This window comes from Kitasatospora sp. NPDC087861 (assembly GCF_044742585.1).
GTDB lineage: Bacteria > Actinomycetota > Actinomycetes > Streptomycetales > Streptomycetaceae > Kitasatospora.
In genome coordinates this window covers 17,934-36,607 of record NZ_JBIUUS010000042.1, presented here as the reverse complement: position 1 = coordinate 36,607, position 18,674 = coordinate 17,934, and the positions used below count along the sequence as shown (strand labels likewise).

Sequence of the window (18,674 nt, the reverse complement as noted above, 5' to 3'; positions counted from 1 at the left end):
GGGGCAGGAGAGCGGTGCGACCGGAGCGACGGGTGGGGGCCGACCATGGCGTCTGGGACTGGACGGACGGGGTGGGTGCGCGAGCGGGACCTGCTGCCGGAGTTCTTCTGGACCGCCGACGCGGCCTCGCTGCGCGGCCAGCGGCGCTCGGTGCTCCTGTCCGCCTGGGAACTGCTGCTGCTGGTCCTCGCCGCCGCGACCGGCTCGGCCGACGGCGAGCCGTGGGCCTGGGCGGCGGCCGCCGCCTACCTCGGCGCGATCGCCCTCGCGGTGGTGATCAGCCGGCAGAACCCGCAGGGCCTCTGGTACGAGGGCCGGGCGGCCGCCGAGTCGGTCAAGACGCTGGCCTGGAAGTTCGCCGTCCGGGCGGACGCCTACCAGCCGCCGCCGCGCACCCTGCCGGACGCCGAGGGCCTGTACCGCTTCCAGCTCGGCGGGGTGCTGGGCGCCTTCCCGGGCGGCCGGGTGGTCGCGCCGGGCACCGGGGTGGAGATCACCGCGGCGATGCGCGACCTGCGCGAGCAGCCGCTCGCGGTGCGGCGCGAGGTGTACCTGCGGGAGCGGATCCAGGTGCAGCACGACTGGTACCGCGCCAAGTCCCGCTACTGCGCCCGGGCGGGCGACCTGGCCGGGGTGCTGGGCGTGGTCCTGCCGGCGCTCGGGCTGGTGCTGGCGGTGCTGCGGGCGCTCGGCGCGTTCACCTACGACGCGCTGGGCACGGTCTCGGCGGTGGCCGCCTCGGTCACCGCCTGGGCGCAGCTGCGCCAGTACCGCCCGCTGGCCGCCGCGTACGGGCTGGCCGCCGACGAGCTGGAGCTCATCCGGCGCCAACTGGCCGGGCTGGACCTGGCGTCGGCGGACGCCGAGGAGCTCTGGGCCCGGTTGGCCCGGGACGCCGAGGACGCGGTCTCGCGCGAGCACACCACCTGGCAGGCCCGCCGGGAGATCCGCACCACCACCGACCGGGACCACTGAGGAGGCCGCAGGTGTCGTTACGGATGGTCAAGGCCGCGGACGGCCGGGCCCTCGCCGTCGAGTCCCTGGGCGACCCGCGCGGCCGGCCGGTGTTCCTGCTGCACGGCATGCCCGGCAGCCGGGTGGGCCCGCACCCGCGCAGCACCGTCCTGTACCGGCTGGGGGTGCGGCTGATCTCCTACGACCGGCCCGGCTACGGCGACTCGACCCGGCAGTTCGGCCGCCGGGTGAGCGCGGCGGCGGCCGACGTCCGGACCATCGCGGACGACCTGGGGCTGGACGGCTTCGCGGTGCTCGGCCGTTCCGGCGGCGGCCCGCACGCGCTGGCCTGCGCGGCGCTGCTGCCGCAGCGGGTCAGCCGGGTGGCGGTGCTGGTCGGCCTGGCGCCGCGCGACGCGGCCGGCCTGGACTGGTACGCCGGGATGACCCCGTCCAACGTGCACGCCTACCAGGAGGCGGAGCGCGGGCACGGCCGGATCACCGACGCGATGGAGTTCCGTTCCCTGCAGATCAAGGACGACCCGGTCCGGCTGCTGAACGGGCTGCGGCCCGAACTGTCGCCCGCCGACCGGGAGGTGGTGGCCGACAGCGGACTGCGGCGGATGCTGCAGAGCAACTACCGGGAGGCGTTCCGGCACGGCGCGGACGGCTGGATCGACGACGTGCTGGCGTTCACCGCCGACTGGGGGTTCCGGGTCGAGGACATCGCGGTGCCGAGCTGGCTGTGGCACGGCGCCGACGACCAGTTCTCCCCGGTCGAGCACTCCCGCTGGCTGGCCGACCACATCCCCGGCGCCGAGCTCTTCCTGGAGCCCGGCGCCGCGCACTTCGGGGCGTTCCGGGTGCTGACCACCGCCCTGGCCTGGGCGGCGGGTTAGGGCGTGTCCGTCAGGCCGTCACCGGGGTGACCGGCGCTCCCCCGCCCAGCACGGCCAGGATGTTGTCCACCGCCAGCCCGCCCATCGCCTGCCGGGTGCGGACGGTGGCGCTGCCCAGGTGCGGGGCCAGCACCGCGCGTTCCTGGGCGAGCAGCGCGGCCGGGACGGCCGGCTCGTGCTCGAAGTTGTCCACGGCGGCGGCGAACAGCGCGCCGGACTCCAGCGCGGCGGCCAGCGCCTCCTCGTCCACCACCCCGGCGGTCATGCTGACCACCACCGCCCCGCGCGGCAGCAGGGCGAGCCGGCGGGCGTCCAGCAGGTGCCGGGTGGCGGCGCTGAGCGGGGCGGTGACGACCAGCACCGTGGAGGTGGCGAGCAGCTCCTCCAGCGGCCGCCAGGTGGCGCCGTCGGCCTGCTCGGGCGCCAGCTCGCGGCGGTTGTGGTAGCTGACCGGCATGTCGAAGGCGCGGGCCCGGCGGGCCACCGCCTGACCGATCCGGCCCATGCCGAGCACGCCGAGCGGGGTGCCGGCCAGCTCCAGGCCGAGCAGGAAGTTCGGCGCCCAGGTCCAGGGGCGGCCGGAGCGCAGCAGCCGCTCGCCCTCGCCGAGTCGGCGGGTGGCGGCCAGCAGCAGTGCCCAGGCCATGTCGGCGGTGGCGGTGGTGAGCACGCCGGGGGTGTGGGAGACCGGTACGCCGCGCTCGGCGCAGGCGGCCAGGTCGATGTTGTGGTGCCCCACCGCGTGGTTGGCGACGATGGCGAGGCCGGGGCCGGCCGCGTCCAGGAACTCGCCGTCCACCCGGTCGTCCAGGGTGGTGAGCACGGCCCGGCGGCCGCGGACGGCGGCCAGCAGGTCGGCCCGGTCCATCGCCTGGTCGGAGTCGTGGCAGGTGACGGCGTGGTGCGCGGTGAGCCCCTCGATCACCCCGGGCGCGAGGCGTCGGGTGACCAGCACCGGGGGCTGGGCCGGGGACGGGGACGGAGCCGGGGGCGGGGTGCTCATGAGCCCGCAGCGTACCCGCCCCCGGCGCGCCCCCGCCGTACCGTCCCCTTCGCCGTACCCGCCTCCGCCCCGCCCGGCCGCTCGGCTACACCGGCTGCGGCTCCAGGTCCCGGTTGATCCGCTTCCAGCCGCGCGCCGCCACCGTGTTGGGGTGTTCCTCCCCGAACTGCCGGATCAGCTCGCCGATCGCGCGCGCCCGCAGCTCGGCGGCCTGGGTGTGCCGGCCGGCCGAGCGCAGGGTGATCGCCAGATTGGCCTCGCAGGCGACGGCGTCCGGGTGCCGGGGCGTGTAGCGGTCGCACAGGCCCTGGTAGGCGGTCCGGCCGAGTTCCTCGGCGAGGCCGATCTGGCCGTCGTCGCCGTAGGCGTTGGCCAGGTTGATCATCGCGTTGAGGGTGTAGGGGTGCTCCGGTCCGACCGAGCCGGTCAGCCCCTCGACGGTAGCCCGGCCGCGGTCGATGGCGCCCTGGACGTCGCCGCTGCCGCGCAGGTAGATGCCGAGGTTGTTGGCGCAGGCCAGGGTGAAGGGGTGCTCGTCGCCGAACAGCCGCCGGTGGCCTTCGAAGACGGTGGAGCAGAGGTCCCGGGCGGCCTCCTTGTCGCCCGAGGCGCTGTGGTCGGCGGCCAGGTTGAGCGCGCAGGCGAGCGCGTCGGGGGCGTCGGCGCCGTACCGCTCCAGGTAGCGCTCGTAGGTCTCCTTGGTGATCCGGCGGGCCTCGGCGAGCTGGCCCATCCGGCGCAGCGAGACGGCCAGCGACTTGGCGTTGCGCAGGCTTTCCGGAAGCCCCGGGTCCAGCCCGTCGCCGAAGTCCGTGGTGACTTCCCGGAGCAGGTCCGCCGAGCCGCTGTAGTCGCCGAGTTCGCGCAGGTCCCGGGCGAGGGCGGACTTGGTGATGAGGGTGTACGGGTGCTTGGGGCCGAGCACGGCGATGCGCCGGTCCAGGGTCTCCTGGTCGAGTTCGCGGGCGGCCTCGCTCTCGCCGACCAGCCGGTAGTCGATCGCCAGGTTGTTCGCCATGGAGAGCGTGCGCGGGTTGTCGTCCCCGAACAACTCCCGGAACTGGTCGAGGATTTCCCGGTCCAGGTCGAGCGCGGCCTGGAACCGGCCGAGCGCCCGACGGTCGGCGCCGAGGGAGCCGGCCGTCATCAGGGTGTACGGGTGGTGCTCGCCGAGCAGCGCCCGCTGGCGCTCCAGGGTGTCCTCGTCCAGGGCCAGCGCCTCGGCGTAACTTCCCTGCGAGCGCAGCACGTTGGCGAGCTGGAAGCGCAGCAGCAGGGTCTGCCGGTCGTCCTCGCCGAGCTTGCCGGTCCACTCGGCGTCCAGGGCGTGGCCGAGGTCCCGGGCGCGGTCGAGTTCACCGCGCTTCCAGAGGTAGCGGACGCGGTCGATGAGCAGCTGGCGGGTGTCCGCCTCGTCGCAGTTGTGCGCCCTGGAGGGCGACAGGTGCGGCCAGATCTCGTCGAAGGCGGGCCAGTTGGCGGGGTCGTCGGTGTCGCCGAGGACGGGCCGGGCGCCGGTGAGGATGCGATGCACCTCGTGGACGGCGACCTCCTGCTCGTCGTCGGTCATCTCGGCCCGGATCACCGCCTGGACGAGGCGGTGCACCTGGAAGCTGTTGCTGCCCGCGTCCACCTTCGCCAGCGCGTACCGGCCGATCGCCTGGATCACCTTGCCCAGCATGAACTTGTCGCTGAGGTCGGCGTCGTACTTCACCAGCGCCCGGATCATCTGGTCGCTGTAGAACAGGTTCATCGAGATCGGCTCGGGCGCGAAGAACGCGCACAGCTGCAACAGCCGTACGGCGGCCGGGGACTGCTGGCGCAGCCGGCCGATCGAGACGTTCCAGGTGGCGCCGACCGGGGTCGGGTAGTCGGCGGGGCGGGAGACGGCCAGCGCGCGGGCCGCCTCGGCGTGCAGCTGGGCGACGTAGGTCTCCACCGGGGTGCCGGTGGTGTCCAGCCAGGCGGCCGCGACCTCGACGGCGAGCGGCAGGTCGCCGACCGCCTCGGCGACCCGGTCGGCGTCCGGGCGGGACAGGCCGCGGGCTCGCCGGCACAGGTGCTCGACGCTCTCGCCGCGGGTGAAGACGTCCACCTCCAGCGCCTCGGCGTGCCCGGTCCAGGCCTGGTTGCGGGAGGTGACCAGGATGTGGCCGGAGCCGCCGGGGAAGAAGCGGCGGATCTCGGCCGGTTCGTCGGCGTTGTCGAAGATCAGCAGCCAGCGCTGAGTCGGCACGCCGCGGCGCAGCGCCTCCCGGGCGGCCTCGGCGGCCTCGGTCACCGAGTCGCCGACCCGCAGGCCGAGTCGGCGGGCCAGGTCGGCCAGCGCCGGGGCGACCAGTTCGGTCTGCTCGGCGTCGATCCACCACACCAGGTCGTAGTCGGACATGAAGCGGTGCGCGTACTCCAGCGCCACCTGCGTCTTGCCGACGCCGCCGAGCCCGTACAGCGTCTGCGGGGTGGGCAGGACGGCCGCCATGCCGCCGCGCAGCTGGTTGCGCAGCTGCTCCAGGACGGCGGCGCGGCCGGTGAAGGAGGGGTTGCGCGGCGGCACGTCCCACACCGCCGGCTTGCTGCCGGGAAAGCGCGGTCCGCCGCCGTTGGCCTCGGTCAGCACGACGTCGCCGCGGCCGAGGGCGCGCAGCAGGGTCTGCACGGACTGCACCTCGTCGCGGCCGACCAGGTCGACCGGGTTGCGGTTGCTGAACGGCGCGGTGAGCCGCACGTCCCCGACCCGGACCGGGACGAGCTGGCGCCGGGTGCCGGACGGGTCGGAGCTGACCACCGACTCCCACAGCGCCCGGGCCTGCGGGGAGCGCTGGTAGGCGGGCGAGAGGACGGCGACGGTCCGGTAGGCGGCGTCGATGCCGCGCTCGGTCTCCTCGCGCGGGTCGGTGCCGGCGCTGAGGTCGCGGGGCAGCACCCGGAAGCCGGCCCGGGTGAGCACGGCCTCGATCCAGTCGGCCCACATCCGGTCCTCGGGCACGTAGGAGAGGTAGAGGTCGGCGGGGACGGACGGGCGGCGGCGGGTGAACGCGTCCACGTAGCGCAGCCGCAGTTCCTCGTCCAGCGGCGGCAGCGAGGCGACCCTGCCCTCGGTGATCATCGAGGTGAGCCGCTCGCAGGCGGCCAGCATCGAGGTGGGGGTGCCGGTCTGGTCGCCGAAGGTGGCCAGGATCTCCTCGTAGGCGTAGAACGGCCGGTACGGGATCTCCACCGAGCCCCAGTACTGGGCGAGTTCGTCGCCGTTCAGGCCGGACGGCAGCCCGTCGAAGCGGACCCGGGCGAGCGCCCGGCCGGCGTCCGCCTTCTCCTTCTCGCCTTCGTCGATGCGCATCGGGACGGGCAGGATGCGGATGCCGCGCTCGCGGTAGCGGTCGTGGATGTGCTGGGCGATCCGGGAGGCACCGTCGATCGACTGGTCGCTCAGGGTGAAGCAGACCACCAGGTCGTCGGGCATCTGGACGGTGCAGATCTCGGCGATGTCGGACAGACCGGTGCGCGAGTCGATGAGCACGTAGTCGTACCGCTTGCTCATGTCCGCCTTGAGGGCGTCGAAGAACTGCCCGCCGTCGAAGCGGTCGTAGAAGATGTCCCAGTCCAGGTGGGTGACGGCCTCGGAGTAGTCCCGGTTGAACTGGCCCGCGGACAGGAAGTCCAGGCTGCCGCCGGCCGGGAACAGCGGCCAGGACAGCGACAGCGCGTGCGGGTGCACCCGGGCGAAGTCCAGGTGCCAGCCCTCGGCGTGCTCGACCGGGCGCAGCGCCTCCTCGCGGTACTCGGCGATCAGGTCCATCATCCCGGTCGTGCCGGCCAGCGAGGCCGGATCGAGGAAGGGGTGGAAGAACTTGGCCAGGCCCGGCGCCTCCAGGTCCCAGTCCACGGTGAGCACCCGGAAGCCGTTGGCCGCCAGGATCCAGGCGGTGTTGGCGAGCGCCATGGTGCGCCCGGTGCCGCCCTTGTAGGAGTAGAAGGTGATGATCCGGCCGTTGCGGTCCTGCTCCGCGGAGCGCCGCTCGGCATCGCGCTGGGCGGTCAGTTCGGCCGCGGTGAGGCCCCCGATGCGGAGGTTCCTGGTGCGGTTCTCGCTCATCTGGGTCCTCCTACGGGCGCCGTCCGGCCATCGGGGTCATCGCCGTCGTCGCGGTCTGGGTGGTCGTCGTGGCCGAAGGGGTCTGATCTGCTCCCGTCCGCGCCGAAGCCGCCCGGTCCGCGCCGGAACGCGTCCCGCAGGTTCGGCCGGGGCGGCGACGGGTCCTCCGGCTCGGCCCTGGTGCGGCCCTCGAAGGCGTACTTGGCCTTCATGGCGGCCCGGGGCAGCGCGTCGTCGAAGTCCTCCAGGGTGTTCAGCCCGGTCGGGCCGGTCACGCCGAGGAAGCTGGGGCGGCTCGCCCGCCGGGTCTTGCGCAGTGCCTGGTCACTCAACTCGCCGAGTTCGCCGGCGCGTTCCTCGCACTCCGGGTCGTCGGTGTTCCACGGTTCCAGGACGCTCACCCAGGTGGCGTCGGAGCGGTCGAAGCGGCGGACGAGTTCGCGGCGGTTGGGGTCGCGCAGCGCCCACCGGTCGAGCAGCAGCAGGCCGGGGGCCTCGGCATTGCCATCGATGATCGAGTCGACCTCGTCGTCGAACTCGTGCACGGTCGGCTGGAAGCCCAACTGCCGGGCCAGCCGCACCGCGTGCTGCGCGATCGGCGAGCCGGCCGGGCGGTACGGGTGCCAGTCGGTGCGCCGGGTGCCGTAGAAGTCGGGGTTGCGGTCCGCCGGCAACTCGCCCTGGTGGTACGAGAGCACCGAGATCCGCAGCTGCTTGGTCGGCGCGCTCACGTTGAAGGCGCTGGGCAGCCCGTTGAAGTCCAGCTGCCGCCCGACCGGGATCACCGTCTCCTCCGCCACCTGCACGATCCGCGCCGCCAGCCGGTGCACGGCCAGCTCGTAGGCGGAGCGGAAGTAGGTCAGCTTCATCAGCGCGTACAGGCCCTCGGTGGCGTAGTCCGGCCCGAAACTCGCGTGGTTGAACTGCAGTTCGCTGGCCACGGCGGGCAGCCGGTAGCGGCTCATCGGCGCCCAGAGCACCGGCACGATGCCGCTGGTGCGCTCCGCGTCGATGGTCGCCGGGTAGACCGGTCGGCGGGTGAAGGCGTGCCACTCCTGACCGCACGGCACGCTGTTGAAGTAGCGCGGCGAGTACAGCGGTACGAACACCCGGCAGCTCGCCAGCTCCTCGGACAGCCGATCGGCCCACAACTCGCCCTGGTGCATGGACTCGTCCATGAATCCGACCGGCACCCCGGCCGGCGCCGTGGTCAGCTGCAGCACCGCCTCGCAGAGGTCCCGGTACAGCTGCCGAACCCAGTGGTTCGGATCGCCGGCGCCCCGTGCACCGGCCTTCGGGGTGTGCGCATAGGAGAGGAAGAAGTACGGCCGGGCATCGTCCTCGTCCCAGCCACGGTCGTTCACACGTGCCTCCCCCGGGCCCGTCGGCAACCTGGTTCCCGCAGCCCCCGTGCGGCGGGGTCTCAGTGTAGGAACGACTGAGGGCCCAATGGAATAGCACAACGGGTCGTACGAATTGACATGACCGAAACGACGACCACGAAGGCCGGACAGGCACGGGCCCCGATCACCGAACGGGGCCCGTGTGCCATGCATGGCACCTATGTCCGGTCGCGACGGTCCCGCCGGTGACGCAGCCGCTCGGAACGGGCCTGGCAGACGCCACCGACGGCGGCGGCCACCAGGATGAGGACCAGCAGGCCCGTCACGGCCGGCCCCGGTGGCGCTTGAACTCGCGGATCAGCGCGAGGAGGTTGATCAGAGTGCTCGCCGGGATGTTGCCGATGTTGACGAGGAAGCGGCCGTCCAGGATGACCTCGCCGGGATCGGCGGAGGGCCAGAGGAGGCCGAACTCGCGACCTTCGGAGCGGAGTTCGACGATCAGACCGGAGATCTGCCGACTGGTGAGGTGGCGGATCGCCGGGTCGGCCGGGCGGATGGGGTGGAGGGCGTTCACGCGGCGCCGTCCAGCTCGAACCAGACCCGCTTGCCGAGCTTCTGCGGCTCCGCACCCCAGCGGTGGGTGAGCCCCTCGACCAGCTGGAGCCCGCGGCCGGACTGGGCGAGGGCATTGGGCTTGCACTGCTCGGGCAGCACCGAGCTCCGGTCGGCGACGGTGACGCGGAGGGTGCCGTCAGCGATGACGACCAGGACCATCGGCGCGGCGGTCGCCCCGTGCCGCCAGGCGTTCACGATCAGCTCCACGAGCGCGAGTTCGGCATCCACGATCGCAGAGTGCGCGTACCCGGCGCGCGCCATGGCGTCGCACAACGCCTCGCGGGACACGGTGAGGGAGGGGGAGTTGAGGTTGGGGTCACACATGGGGAATCTCCCAGCGGTGCAGAGGGGTGCATGCAGACGCAACTGACGATCCGTCTGATGCGCGATGTTCTAAGACTTTAGGCGAATCTTCGTGAAGTTCGCAACACGCTCCGCACATGCACCTACACTTTCCGTAGGCGACAGTCCGCGAGAAGGGCACACCCATGGGCTTCAGGAGTGGAATCAGCGAACGTCAGCGCCGCCTCGGCGAGGAACTTCGCCGTGTACGTGATGCCGCCGGGCGCTCGGCATTGGAGATCGGGCAGGCGATCGGCGTGAAGGGTCCGGCGATCAGCCACATCGAAGCCGGCAGGATGGGCCTAAACATTGAACGACTGAGCATCTGGCTCGATCTCTGTGGGGTCACAGACCCCGGCTACCGTGCCGGCCTCGCAGCCATGAGCAAGAGCGTCAGGACGGGCTGGTGGGCCGACTTCAAGCCGCACGTCCACCCCACTGCACTTGATCTCGCCGAGGCAGAGGCGAGCGCGACAGCCCTCGACAGCTACCAGACGCTCCTGATCCCCGGCCTTCTGCAAACCAAGGCATACAGCGAAATCATCCACGACTACGCGGCGACGAAGGTCCAGTTCCGCCAACAACGCCAGCAGCTACTGACCTCCGAGAACGCCCCACCGTTCCACGTAGTGATCCATGAAGCAGCCCTGCACATGATGTACGGAGGACCGACCATCATGCGCGATCAGCTCAACCACCTCGTCGAGGTCAGCGGGTTGCCGCATGTGACGATCCAGATTCTCCCGTTCGACTGCACCAGCTACTCGTCGACCGAGACGTCGTTCGTCCTGATGCATGGGCCCCACACCCGGCTTGACTCGGTTCTGCTGGAACATCCGCATGGTTCGGACTTCTTGGGAGATCCTGAGGACGTGGCCGCATTCCGACGGAAGTTCGAACGGATCAGGGGACTGGCGCTGCCGCCCCTGAGCACCACCACACCCGCGTCGTCCGTCCATCGCGACTCGTGGGGCTTGATCCAGCACATTCGGTACAAGATCCAAGGTAGGTAGTCATGAGCCAGCTCAACTGGCAGAAGTCGAGCTTCAGCGGTGACAGGGCCGACTGCGTCGAGATCGCTTCCGACGGCGAACTGGTCTACATCCGCGAGTCCGACGACCCCGCCCACATCGTCACCACCACCCGCACCAAGCTCAACGCCTGGATCCGCGGCGCCAAGGCCGGCGAGTTCGACCACTTCACCATCTGACCGCACAGAACAGACGGGCGGCTCCCGCGCGCGCGCGGGAGCCGCCCTTCCCCCGGGCGCCGCCGTCACACTGCGGCGGGCGCCGGGACGATCCAGAGCTCGGACGGGCCGCTGACGATGACGGACTCCAGCCGGGTCGGCGCCGGGCTGGCCGGGTCCAGGACGCTGCCGGGGTAGGCGCCGAAGAGGCCGTCCAGGGCCACTTCGGCCTCCAGCCGGGCCAGGGGCGCGCCGAGGCAGAAGTGCGGGCCGTAGCCGAAGGACAGGTGCTCCTTGTCGGGGCGGGTCGGGTCGAAGTCGTCCGGCCGGTCCGGGTGGGCCTCCGGGTCCCGGCCGGCCGCGCCGAATCCGAGCAGGATCGGCTCGCCCTGCCGGATGATCACGCCCTCGCCGAGGTCGATGTCCTCCAGGGGGTAGCGGAGTGGGATGTGCATCACCGGGCTCTCGTGGCGCAGGGTCTCCTCGATGACGTCCTCCCACCCGAGCGTGCCCTCGCGGACCTGGGCGAGGTAGCGGGGGTGGGTGAGGAGCGCCTGGACGGCGCTGGTGATGAGGTTGACCGCGGTCTCGTACCCGGCGCCGAGCATCAGGAAGAGCTCGTCGCGGGACTCCTCCTCGGTGCGGCCCGTCTCGCCGCCGGTGCTGACGGCTGCCACGTCGCTGGCGAGGTCGGGCCCGGGGTCGCGTCGTTTGAGCTCCAGCAGTTCGGCCAGCACCACGTTCATCTCCGCCCGCGAGACCGTCATCTGCTCGGTCGTCGCCGTCGTCGTCAGCAGGGTGTCCATCGACCGGCCGATCTGCGGCCGCATGTCGGCGGGTACGCCGAAGAGGTCGCAGATCACCGTCATGGTGAGCGGGAGCGAGAGGGCCCGGCGGATGTCCACGGCCTCGCCGGGGGCGAGTCCACGGAACGCGCCGGCCAGGGCGGCGGTCGTCGCCTCGATCCCGGGCCGCAGCGCGGACACCCGGCGGGGCGAGAACGAGGGTGCCATCCGTCGTCGTGCCGAGCGGTGTTCGCCGCCGTAGCGGTTGAAGAAGTTCTGCTGGAACGCGATCGGCCCCATCGGCCATCCCTCGGGCACCGAGGCCAGGCCGGGCCAGTGCTTGCGCGCGTCGCGGGAGACCCGCGGATCGCCGGCCAGGGCGCGGATCACCGAACTGCGGGTCACGGACCAGGCGATGATGCCGCCGGGGAGTTCGACCCGCACGGCGGGCCCGGCGGAGCGGAGCTCCGCGTTCTGCTGGTGCGGGGCCCGGGCGGTCATGTCGAGCACCGGGCAGCCGCTGTCGTCTGGAGCCATGGCATTGCTCCTCAGGATCTCTCGGGGGTGCCCCGGTGTCTGTGCTCCGTTGTAGAGGGACCCGGTGCGGTCGTCAACGGGCAGCGACGGTGTGACCAGGACCATCCAGCCAGACGCACTGTGCACCGTCTATGCCGATGCTCAGGTCGAACCGGCAGAGGCCCGGCCTCCCCGCTTCCGCCCACCACCGGCGAGCACCCCCGATCCCGTTCGACCGTGCCCTCACCGACGACTCGCGATATGTTCCGGCGGCTCCTTGCACCTCGTAGGGAGCCGCCGGCCAACAGTTCCTCGGAGCGTCAGAGCGGGAGACCCCGGGCAGGATTCTTATTCCAGATCAGGAATATGCCTGCTGCGGCGTGGACAGGTGCCGAAGGCGGCCCCAGCCTCGGGCTTTCATGAGATCGCAGCACCCGGTGGCGCGCCAGGATCCGCTCCGCAATTTCGGCCCGAACCGGCCGGGAGAGTGGAATCATGGGTCGAGCCAGCATAACCGAGAGTGATGGGATGGATACGCATGCCACTCAAGGGTGAGTACGAGCCCAGCCCAGCCGACTGGGTACGGAACCAGGTCGAGGCCTACGAGTCGTCCGGCGGGACGGAGGGCACGACGCTGCGGGGGATGCCCGTCATCCTGCTGACCTCCGTCGGGGCCAAGTCCGGCAAGCTGCGCAAGACCCCGCTGATGCGGGTCGAGCACGACGGGCTCTACGCCGTGGTCGCCTCGCAAGGCGGCGCGCCGAAGCACCCCGTCTGGTACTGGAACCTGAAGGCAGATCCCCGGGTCGAGCTGCAGGACGGGCCGGTGCGGCAGGACATGATGGCGCGAGAGGTCACCGGCGCGGAGAAGGCCGAGTGGTGGCAGCGGGCCGTCGCCGCCTACCCGGACTACGCCGAATACCAGACCAAGACCGGCCGTGCGATCCCGCTGTTCGTGCTGGAGCCGGTGCCGACCGCGCACTGACCGGGCGTGGTTCCAACAGGTGCCCGAGCCCGAGGCCACCAAGAACCGGCTCCACCTCGACCTCGGCGTGAGCGGAGGGCGCGGCGTACCGTTCGCAACCCGGAAGGTGCGCGCGCTTGCCGAGGTGGCCCACCTGGAGCGCGCCGGTGCGTCCCGTCCACGCGTCGAGGGCTCGGGCTCCTGTTCTGTCGTGATGCAGGATCCGGAGGGCGACGAGTTCTGCGTTCACTGAGCTCGGCATCGTCGGTCGCCCGCCGCGACACACCCTGTCGGGAGCCCTTGGGACCGCTCGTAGCCGTCGGGCTCGCGCAGCCTCACATCCGGGACCTCAGCACGTCGACCTCGCAGCCCGGCGCGAAGGGGTCGAAGCCGTGCTCGATCAGCCAGCGAACCACCAGCAGGCTTCGCAACGACCACCACGCGTGGATCACGTCGAGGTCGATGTCGGTGCCGTAGCCGGCGATGACGTCGTCGAGCTGCTCCTCGTGTCCGAGCGTGAAGGTGGCGAGGTCGTACAGGGCATCACCCTGGCCCGCCTCGGACCAGTCGATGATGCCGGTGACCTCGTCGCCGTCGACGAACACGTGCGCGATCTGCAGGTCGCCGTGCGTGAACGCCGGAGTCCACGGCCGGAGCGCCGCCTCGGCGACCTGACGGTTGCGGGTGACCAGGTCGGCGGGCAGGAGGCCGTTCGTCACGAGCAACTCGCACTCGTCATCGAGTTCGGCCGCCAGCGCGACGATGCTCCGGCCGGCCCGGCCGGGCCGGGGCGGCAGCGGCGCGTCGTGCAGCTTCCGGATGGCGGCGCCCGCCGCGGCCCACGCCGCCGGTGACCCGGTCGACGGCCCGCCGAGGCGGCCGAGTGCCGTGCCCGGGAGGGCGGCGAGCGCGAGCACGGGCGGCTTGCGCCACAGGACCGCCGGCGTCGGGATCGGCGCCATCGCCATCGCCTCGACCTCGACGTCGATGCGCGCCTGATCGGCGTCCACCTTCAGGAACACGTCGCCGACGCGCAGGGTCGCGCGCTCGGAATGGGCGACGACGACCTCGACCTCATCCATGTCGACCAGTATCGAGGGGCGACCGCCGCCGTGGCCGGGGTTTTCGCGGGCGCGGCGGGGGCGTCGCAGCCGTCCCGCCACGCACCGCCTCAAGTGACCGATCTGCCGCTCGGTCCTACTGCCCGGCCGTACCGGGTTTCCCGCTGACGGACTCCTGATAGACATCCGCGTAGGTTCGCGAGTCCTTGACCAGGTCGTCGCAGAAGGCGGCGACGTCGTTGCCGATGAGTTCCAGGACTCCCTTGCCGGCCGCGACGCCCTCCTCGAAGAAATCGACGATCCCTGAGAGCAGGGTCCCGTCAGCCAGGTCGATCGGTCCGATCTTGAAGAAGTACTTCTGCATCTCCTTGTAGACGATCCGATAGTCCGGCGGGAGCGCCTTGACCCGCGCCGTGTGCGCTCGCCACTGCTTCTTGCCCTCGATGATGTCCTGAATGCCCATGTCAGCCTCCTAGCCGGCCCAACTTCCTTGCGACGTTCCTGTTCAACTGCTCGCGCCACCGGTCGCGATAGCTCCGGGCCCCTTCCCCGCCGGCCAGCGCCGCACAGAAGCCCTCGACGTCGTCGCCCAGCACGTCGTGGACGCTCTGCCCGTCCGCCGCCGTCTCTTCGAGCAGCCCCAGGGCGCCGTCGAGGATCGGCATCAGGTTGCGACCCGTGAAGTCCGAGTAGGGAGAGAGGTGAACCTTGATCTGCTCCCACGCCGCCCGGTGGTCGGGCGGCAATGCCTCGGCCCGGGCTTCGAACGCCTTCCATTCCCTGGTGAGGTCGCTGCCGGTCATGCTCTCCCAGACGTTCATCTCCCACCCTCCTTGAGCTTGTCGATTCGTGACGAGAGGTACTCCCATTTCGCCCAGAACCTCCCGAGCTCTTCGCGCCCCGCGTCGTTGAGCGCGTAGAACTTGCGCGGCGGACCCATCCCGGACGGTCGCTTCGTCACCTGGACGAGCCCGTTCCTCTCCAGCCGCAGCAAGATGGTGTAGACGGTCCCCTCGACGACGTCGGCGAAGCCGAGTTCGTTCAGCCGACGCGTGATGGCGTACCCGTAGGTCTCCTCGCCGCCGATGATCTCGAGCACGCAACCCTCAAGCGTGCCCTTCAACATCTCCGTCAGGTCGTCCATCGCGGCCCTCCTCTTCGACCCTCCCAGTACCCCGTATCACCGAGTACCACTACACGGTATCACCGAGTAGCCCACGCGTCGAGGTCTATGGCGGCGAGGCCGTCCATGTCGGCATCCCGGGCCACCCTGAGCACCGCAAGAGGTGCCCGGAGGCGCAGCGGAGGCGTTCGCCGACAAGTTCGGGTGGGATCCCCGCGCGGAGGAGGGTTCCTCCCTGTACGTACGCGTGGTCCCGAGGGCTGTGCGCGCTTGGCACGGAGAGCCGGAACTACGCGGGAGGGTCATCATGCGCGACGGGATGTGGCTGGAATAGCGGCCGTCCCTCGCCGACGCGCCGCTCTCGGATCACGGTCTACGGCTGGAGTAGTAACCCCCCGCGGTACGTCGGACGTCGGAGCTTCCGACTTCCCACGCGCGTGACACCCGTCGGCCCGTGCCCCCGATCTGCTGGGGCACGGGCCGTCGGCCGGGTAGCGGGCGGTCAGGGACGTAGGAGTCGGGTGGCGAGGTCGACGGCCTCCCGTACCGGGACGAGGCGGCAGCCGGCGGTGCCGAGGTGGGTGGAGGTGACGCCGGTGGCGGCGGCCAGGACCCGGGTGCCGAGCTCGGCGAAGTGGAGGTCGTCCAGGTCCGGCGCCTGGAAGGTGAGCCAGCCGTCGGGGCCGGCACAGCGGTACTCGCGCACCCGGACGTCCGGCTGGCGCAGGTCGGCGAGGTGGAAGGCGGTGAAGCGGGCCATCGGGACGCCGAGCATCAGCACCCGGGCGTCGAGGTCGTAGAGGCGCCCGAGCGGCGACTCCGGGCCCAGGTGGGAGGTGAGCGGGTGGTGGGCGGTGATCTCCACCGCCCGGCGGCCCAGCGCGGCCCAGGAGGTCTGGGGGTGGCGACTGCGCAGCGCGCCGGGCCGGGTGCGGATCTCCTCGGAGAGCGCGCCCATGGTCGGCGAGCAGGGCGTGGTGGCCGGGTCGAAGCGCGGCATCCGGGACTGGTACGCGGTCACCTCCGCCGGTGACAGGCCGGCGGTGGCGGTCTTGTGGATGCGCGAGGTGGCCGAGTTCTCGGGGGTGGCGGTGTAGGCGACCAGGGTGCCGTCCGGGCCGAGGGCTTCGAGCAGCGCGTCGACGACGCCGGCGGCGCCCCCGGCCACCGGGCCGAGGGCGCGCAGGGACGCCTGGACGTGCAGCACCATGCCCGGACGGACGCCGAGCTCTGCGAGGTCATGGACGAGTTGACGGGGGGAGAGCGCCGTGGCGACGCTGCCGGCGCGGGATTCGGTGAGGATGACGGTTCCCCGGAGTTGGGGCCCCGGGTGAGGGTGTCCCGAGGCCGGGTGAATGAGGTCAGGCCAGGGCGCGTTCCTGCCGGGCCCGGGCGGCGGCCTGTTCGGCGGCGGGGGGCAGGGGCACGGCGAGCCACGGGGTGACGGTCGCACGCATGCCGTCGGCGAAGCGCAAGCCGGCCGAGGTCAGCGAACCGGATTCGGCCAGCCGTTCGACCGCTTCTGCGGTGTACTGCCGCCAGAGCGCGAACTCCCGCCGCGCCCGGTCGGCGGCCTCGCCCGGCAGACCGTCGTACGCGAGGCTGCGGGTTCCCCAGTACTCGGTGACGGCCAGGTGGGCGTAGGTGCCTTGGAGCAGCCCTTCGAGCGGCCGGGGGTCGGGCCGCCAGGGGGCAAAGTAGCGCGTGTCGTCGCTGCGGTCGTACAGGTCCAGCAGGTCCAGTACGGCGCCGAGCTTCACGTGCTGGAACTCGTGGGCCAGCAGCAGCGCCAGGGTCGGCGCCGTGGCGGGTCGGGCGATGCCGACCGCGCCGAAGGCCTGGCGCGCGGCCGAGCTGATGTCCCGGCCCGCCGGGCCCGGCCGCAACGGGGTCACCGTCGTGAGGCCGGCCCGCATCCCGTCCGCGTACCCGGGCAGGTCCCGCCCGAGCAGTTCCCCGGCTTCGCGCAACGCGCCCGTCCAGTCGAGCAGTTCGCCGGTGGACAGCCGCTCGGACACGGCGTGGTCGTGGCTGTCCCGCAGCGGGTCGACGTCCTCCAGGGAGACCGTCCACCCCGGGGCGAGCCGGATCCGGCGCAGCGGCTCGTCCAGGGTCGTCCGGACCGAACCGTCGGCCGCCCGCACGCTGAACCCGCCCGCCAGGCCCGTGACGACCGCCTCCCCGGCGGGTACGGCGATCCGCCCGAGCGTCGGCAGGTGCAGCCACCCGCCGCGCACCGGCACCGCCACCGCGTCCCCCCGCCCGGCCCGCACCGCCGCGGCCGCGGCGAGGGCGGCCAGCGGCCCGAGGTCGGTGCCGAGGTCCCCGGCCAGGCGGCGGGCGGCCCAGGCCCGCGCGTACGGGTGGGCGAGGACGGCGTCGACGGCGGCCGGCGCTGCGACGTCGAGCTCCGCGAGCAGCGACCACGCTTCGGCCCGCCCCTGCCCGGAGGCGTCCCAGGCGGCGGCCAGCATCGCCCGGGTGAGGGCGAGTTGGGAGCGGGTGAGGGCTCGGACGGTGTCCGCACCGCCGTACCCCCGGGCGAGCTCGTCGAGTTGTGGCGAGGTGAGTGCGGCGGGCACCACCGGTTCGCCGCCCTGTGCGGGCACCACCACCGGACTGCCGTGTGCCGCGATGCCGTTGATGAGCGTCATGAGGTCCCCGCAGTAGACGGAGGGGTGGTCGAAGCCGCCTCCCCCATCGTCGCTCCGATAGCGGTGGGCGTACAGGCCGCCTCCGCAGGAGCGCACGACGGGGCAGGATCGGCAGGTGGGGCTGAGCCCCGGCAGGCCCGACTGGCGGGCGGCGATGCCCGGGTGGCGGGCGAGGTCGTCGAGGCTGTGGTCGAAGACATTCAGACCGGTGGCGGGCGCGCCGTCGTACGCGGTCTTCAGGCTGTCCGCCTGCTCGAAGGTCCCGTCCGTCTCCAGCACCGCGAGGTCGGAGGGTTCCAGTCCGAGCGACTCGGTGAGGCTGGAGAACCCGCGCAGGGTCCGGTGGACGGATTCGAAGGTCCGCACGGCGAACGGCCGGCCGTCCGCATCCCACAGCCCGTGGACGGCGAGCAGCCAGTCCGCGTACGGGGTGTCCCCCTGCCCGGCGGGACGTTTCGGCGGCTCGTCCCAGGTGGCGTGCGGGAGCAGGAAGTCGACCGCGGGGGGTTCGAGTTCGGCCAGCGCCCGGTACACCCGGACCGGATCGTTCTCGACGTCGATGGTGCACAGCAGCCCGGCGTACAGGTGCCGGTACGCGGGCTCGCGCAGCAGCGCCACCGCCCGCAGGACCTGAGGGTGGCTGCTGCGCCCGTCGGCGTAGCGCCGGTGGCGGTCGTTGGCGGCCTTGTCGCCGTCGAGCGAGATGCCGACCTTGATGCCCGTCTCGGCGAACAGGTCGCAGAAGGCGCGGCTCAACAGCACGCCGTTGGTGTGGATGCGCAGGTCGAGGGCGCAGCCGGACGGGAGGGCCGCCCGGAGCGTCCGCGCGGCATGGCGCAGCCGGTCCGGGCCGGCGAGCAGGGGTTCTCCCCCGTGCAGGACGACCCGGATGGCGGTCAGCCGGTGGGCGACCGCGTGCTCGCCGATGCGTTCGGCGGCCCTGGTCAGGATCTCGTCGCCGATGACTTTCGGCCGGGCGCGCCAGCTGCTGTCCGCGTGCTCGTAGACGTAGCAGTGGTCGCAGGCGAGATCACACCGGCTGTGCATCTTGACCACGAATTGCGTGAGAGGCAGCGGAATTCGCGTCGTCATGGATCTGATGGGGTTGGGGCTCGGCCTGGGGATTCCGTTCG

The 18,674-nt window shown here is 72.1% G+C and carries 18 protein-coding genes and 1 pseudogene; 7 read left to right on the top strand and 12 right to left on the bottom strand.

The window, feature by feature from the left end; translation table 11 throughout:
• Positions 1-75: 75 nt before the first annotated feature.
• Both ACIOJE_RS35710 and ACIOJE_RS35705 read left to right on the top strand, forming a co-directional pair.
• A complete protein-coding gene (locus tag ACIOJE_RS35710) occupies positions 76-975 on the top strand; it encodes a DUF4231 domain-containing protein (RefSeq protein ID WP_400782169.1) in 900 nt (299 codons plus the stop codon).
• A gap of 23 nt (positions 976-998) precedes the next feature.
• Positions 999-1,853, top strand: coding sequence for an alpha/beta hydrolase (locus ACIOJE_RS35705; RefSeq protein WP_280678851.1), 855 nt, complete (start codon positions 999-1,001; stop codon positions 1,851-1,853).
• A gap of 10 nt (positions 1,854-1,863) precedes the next feature.
• Here the strand turns inward: ACIOJE_RS35705 and ACIOJE_RS35700 are convergent, their stop codons facing one another.
• From ACIOJE_RS35700 to ACIOJE_RS35680, 5 genes are all read right to left on the bottom strand, one after another.
• Positions 1,864-2,856 carry a 2-hydroxyacid dehydrogenase gene (locus ACIOJE_RS35700; RefSeq protein WP_400782166.1) on the bottom strand — a complete coding sequence of 331 codons (993 nt, stop codon included), beginning with the start codon at positions 2,854-2,856 and terminating at the stop codon, positions 1,864-1,866.
• Between the two features lie 85 nt (positions 2,857-2,941).
• Positions 2,942-6,949, bottom strand: coding sequence for an FxSxx-COOH system tetratricopeptide repeat protein (gene fxsT, locus ACIOJE_RS35695; RefSeq protein ID WP_400782164.1), 4,008 nt, complete (start codon positions 6,947-6,949; stop codon positions 2,942-2,944).
• Positions 6,946-8,313, bottom strand: a complete 1,368-nt coding sequence (locus ACIOJE_RS35690; protein WP_400782162.1) for a TIR-like protein FxsC — start codon at positions 8,311-8,313, stop codon at positions 6,946-6,948. The genes fxsT and ACIOJE_RS35690 overlap by 4 nt, the downstream gene beginning before the upstream one ends.
• Before the next feature lie 301 nt (positions 8,314-8,614).
• Positions 8,615-8,866, bottom strand: a complete 252-nt coding sequence (locus ACIOJE_RS35685) for a hypothetical protein (protein WP_280678680.1) — start codon at positions 8,864-8,866, stop codon at positions 8,615-8,617.
• A complete protein-coding gene (locus ACIOJE_RS35680; protein WP_280678682.1) occupies positions 8,863-9,231 on the bottom strand; it encodes an ATP-binding protein in 369 nt (122 codons plus the stop codon). Before ACIOJE_RS35680 ends, ACIOJE_RS35685 begins: the two co-directional genes overlap by 4 nt.
• A gap of 164 nt (positions 9,232-9,395) precedes the next feature.
• On the opposite strand from ACIOJE_RS35680, the gene ACIOJE_RS35675 reads away from it, so the two are divergent.
• Positions 9,396-10,262 (top strand): helix-turn-helix domain-containing protein, encoded by an 867-nt coding sequence (locus ACIOJE_RS35675; RefSeq protein WP_400782160.1) that lies wholly within the window; start codon positions 9,396-9,398, stop codon positions 10,260-10,262.
• A 2-nt stretch (positions 10,263-10,264) separates the two neighbouring features.
• Entirely contained in the window at positions 10,265-10,459 is a 195-nt protein-coding gene (locus ACIOJE_RS35670; RefSeq protein WP_400782157.1) for a DUF397 domain-containing protein, read from the top strand.
• 65 nt (positions 10,460-10,524) lie between these two features.
• On the opposite strand, the gene ACIOJE_RS35665 is transcribed toward ACIOJE_RS35670, so the two are convergent.
• Positions 10,525-11,760: a cytochrome P450 gene (locus ACIOJE_RS35665; protein ID WP_400782154.1), complete on the bottom strand. Its 1,236-nt coding sequence runs from the start codon at positions 11,758-11,760 to the stop codon at positions 10,525-10,527.
• Between the two features lie 517 nt (positions 11,761-12,277).
• Here ACIOJE_RS35665 and ACIOJE_RS35660 point away from each other — a divergent pair.
• Entirely contained in the window at positions 12,278-12,724 is a 447-nt protein-coding gene (locus ACIOJE_RS35660; RefSeq protein WP_400782151.1) for a nitroreductase family deazaflavin-dependent oxidoreductase, read from the top strand.
• A gap of 19 nt (positions 12,725-12,743) precedes the next feature.
• Positions 12,744-12,956, top strand: a complete 213-nt coding sequence (locus tag ACIOJE_RS35655) for a VOC family protein (protein WP_280678694.1) — start codon at positions 12,744-12,746, stop codon at positions 12,954-12,956.
• Between the two features lie 82 nt (positions 12,957-13,038).
• Here ACIOJE_RS35655 and ACIOJE_RS35650 read toward each other — a convergent pair whose 3' ends face one another.
• The 4 genes from ACIOJE_RS35650 to ACIOJE_RS35635 form a co-directional block, all read right to left on the bottom strand.
• Positions 13,039-13,785 (bottom strand): phosphotransferase family protein, encoded by a 747-nt coding sequence (locus tag ACIOJE_RS35650; protein WP_280678696.1) that lies wholly within the window; start codon positions 13,783-13,785, stop codon positions 13,039-13,041.
• A gap of 115 nt (positions 13,786-13,900) precedes the next feature.
• Entirely contained in the window at positions 13,901-14,227 is a 327-nt protein-coding gene (locus tag ACIOJE_RS35645) for a DUF1048 domain-containing protein (RefSeq protein ID WP_280678698.1), read from the bottom strand.
• Between the two features lies 1 nt (position 14,228).
• Entirely contained in the window at positions 14,229-14,585 is a 357-nt protein-coding gene (locus ACIOJE_RS35640; protein WP_400782147.1) for a DUF1048 domain-containing protein, read from the bottom strand.
• Complete coding sequence (locus ACIOJE_RS35635; RefSeq protein WP_400782144.1) at positions 14,582-14,908, bottom strand: PadR family transcriptional regulator; 327 nt, start codon at positions 14,906-14,908, stop codon at positions 14,582-14,584. The genes ACIOJE_RS35640 and ACIOJE_RS35635 overlap by 4 nt, the downstream gene beginning before the upstream one ends.
• A gap of 136 nt (positions 14,909-15,044) precedes the next feature.
• Between ACIOJE_RS35635 and ACIOJE_RS35630 the strand changes: the two are divergent.
• Positions 15,045-15,221 (top strand): annotated as a pseudogene (locus ACIOJE_RS35630) (pyridoxamine 5'-phosphate oxidase); the annotation flags it as partial.
• Positions 15,222-15,389: 168 nt separating this feature from the next.
• Here the strand turns inward: ACIOJE_RS35630 and ACIOJE_RS35625 are convergent.
• Both ACIOJE_RS35625 and ACIOJE_RS35620 read right to left on the bottom strand, forming a co-directional pair.
• The gene (locus tag ACIOJE_RS35625) at positions 15,390-16,097 is read right to left on the bottom strand and encodes an aminoglycoside N(3)-acetyltransferase (RefSeq protein WP_400782141.1); all 708 of its coding nucleotides are present in this window, start codon (positions 16,095-16,097) and stop codon (positions 15,390-15,392) included.
• A 151-nt stretch (positions 16,098-16,248) separates the two neighbouring features.
• Positions 16,249-18,633, bottom strand: a complete 2,385-nt coding sequence (locus ACIOJE_RS35620; RefSeq protein ID WP_400782138.1) for an FxsB family cyclophane-forming radical SAM/SPASM peptide maturase — start codon at positions 18,631-18,633, stop codon at positions 16,249-16,251.
• Positions 18,634-18,674 lie beyond the last annotated feature (41 nt).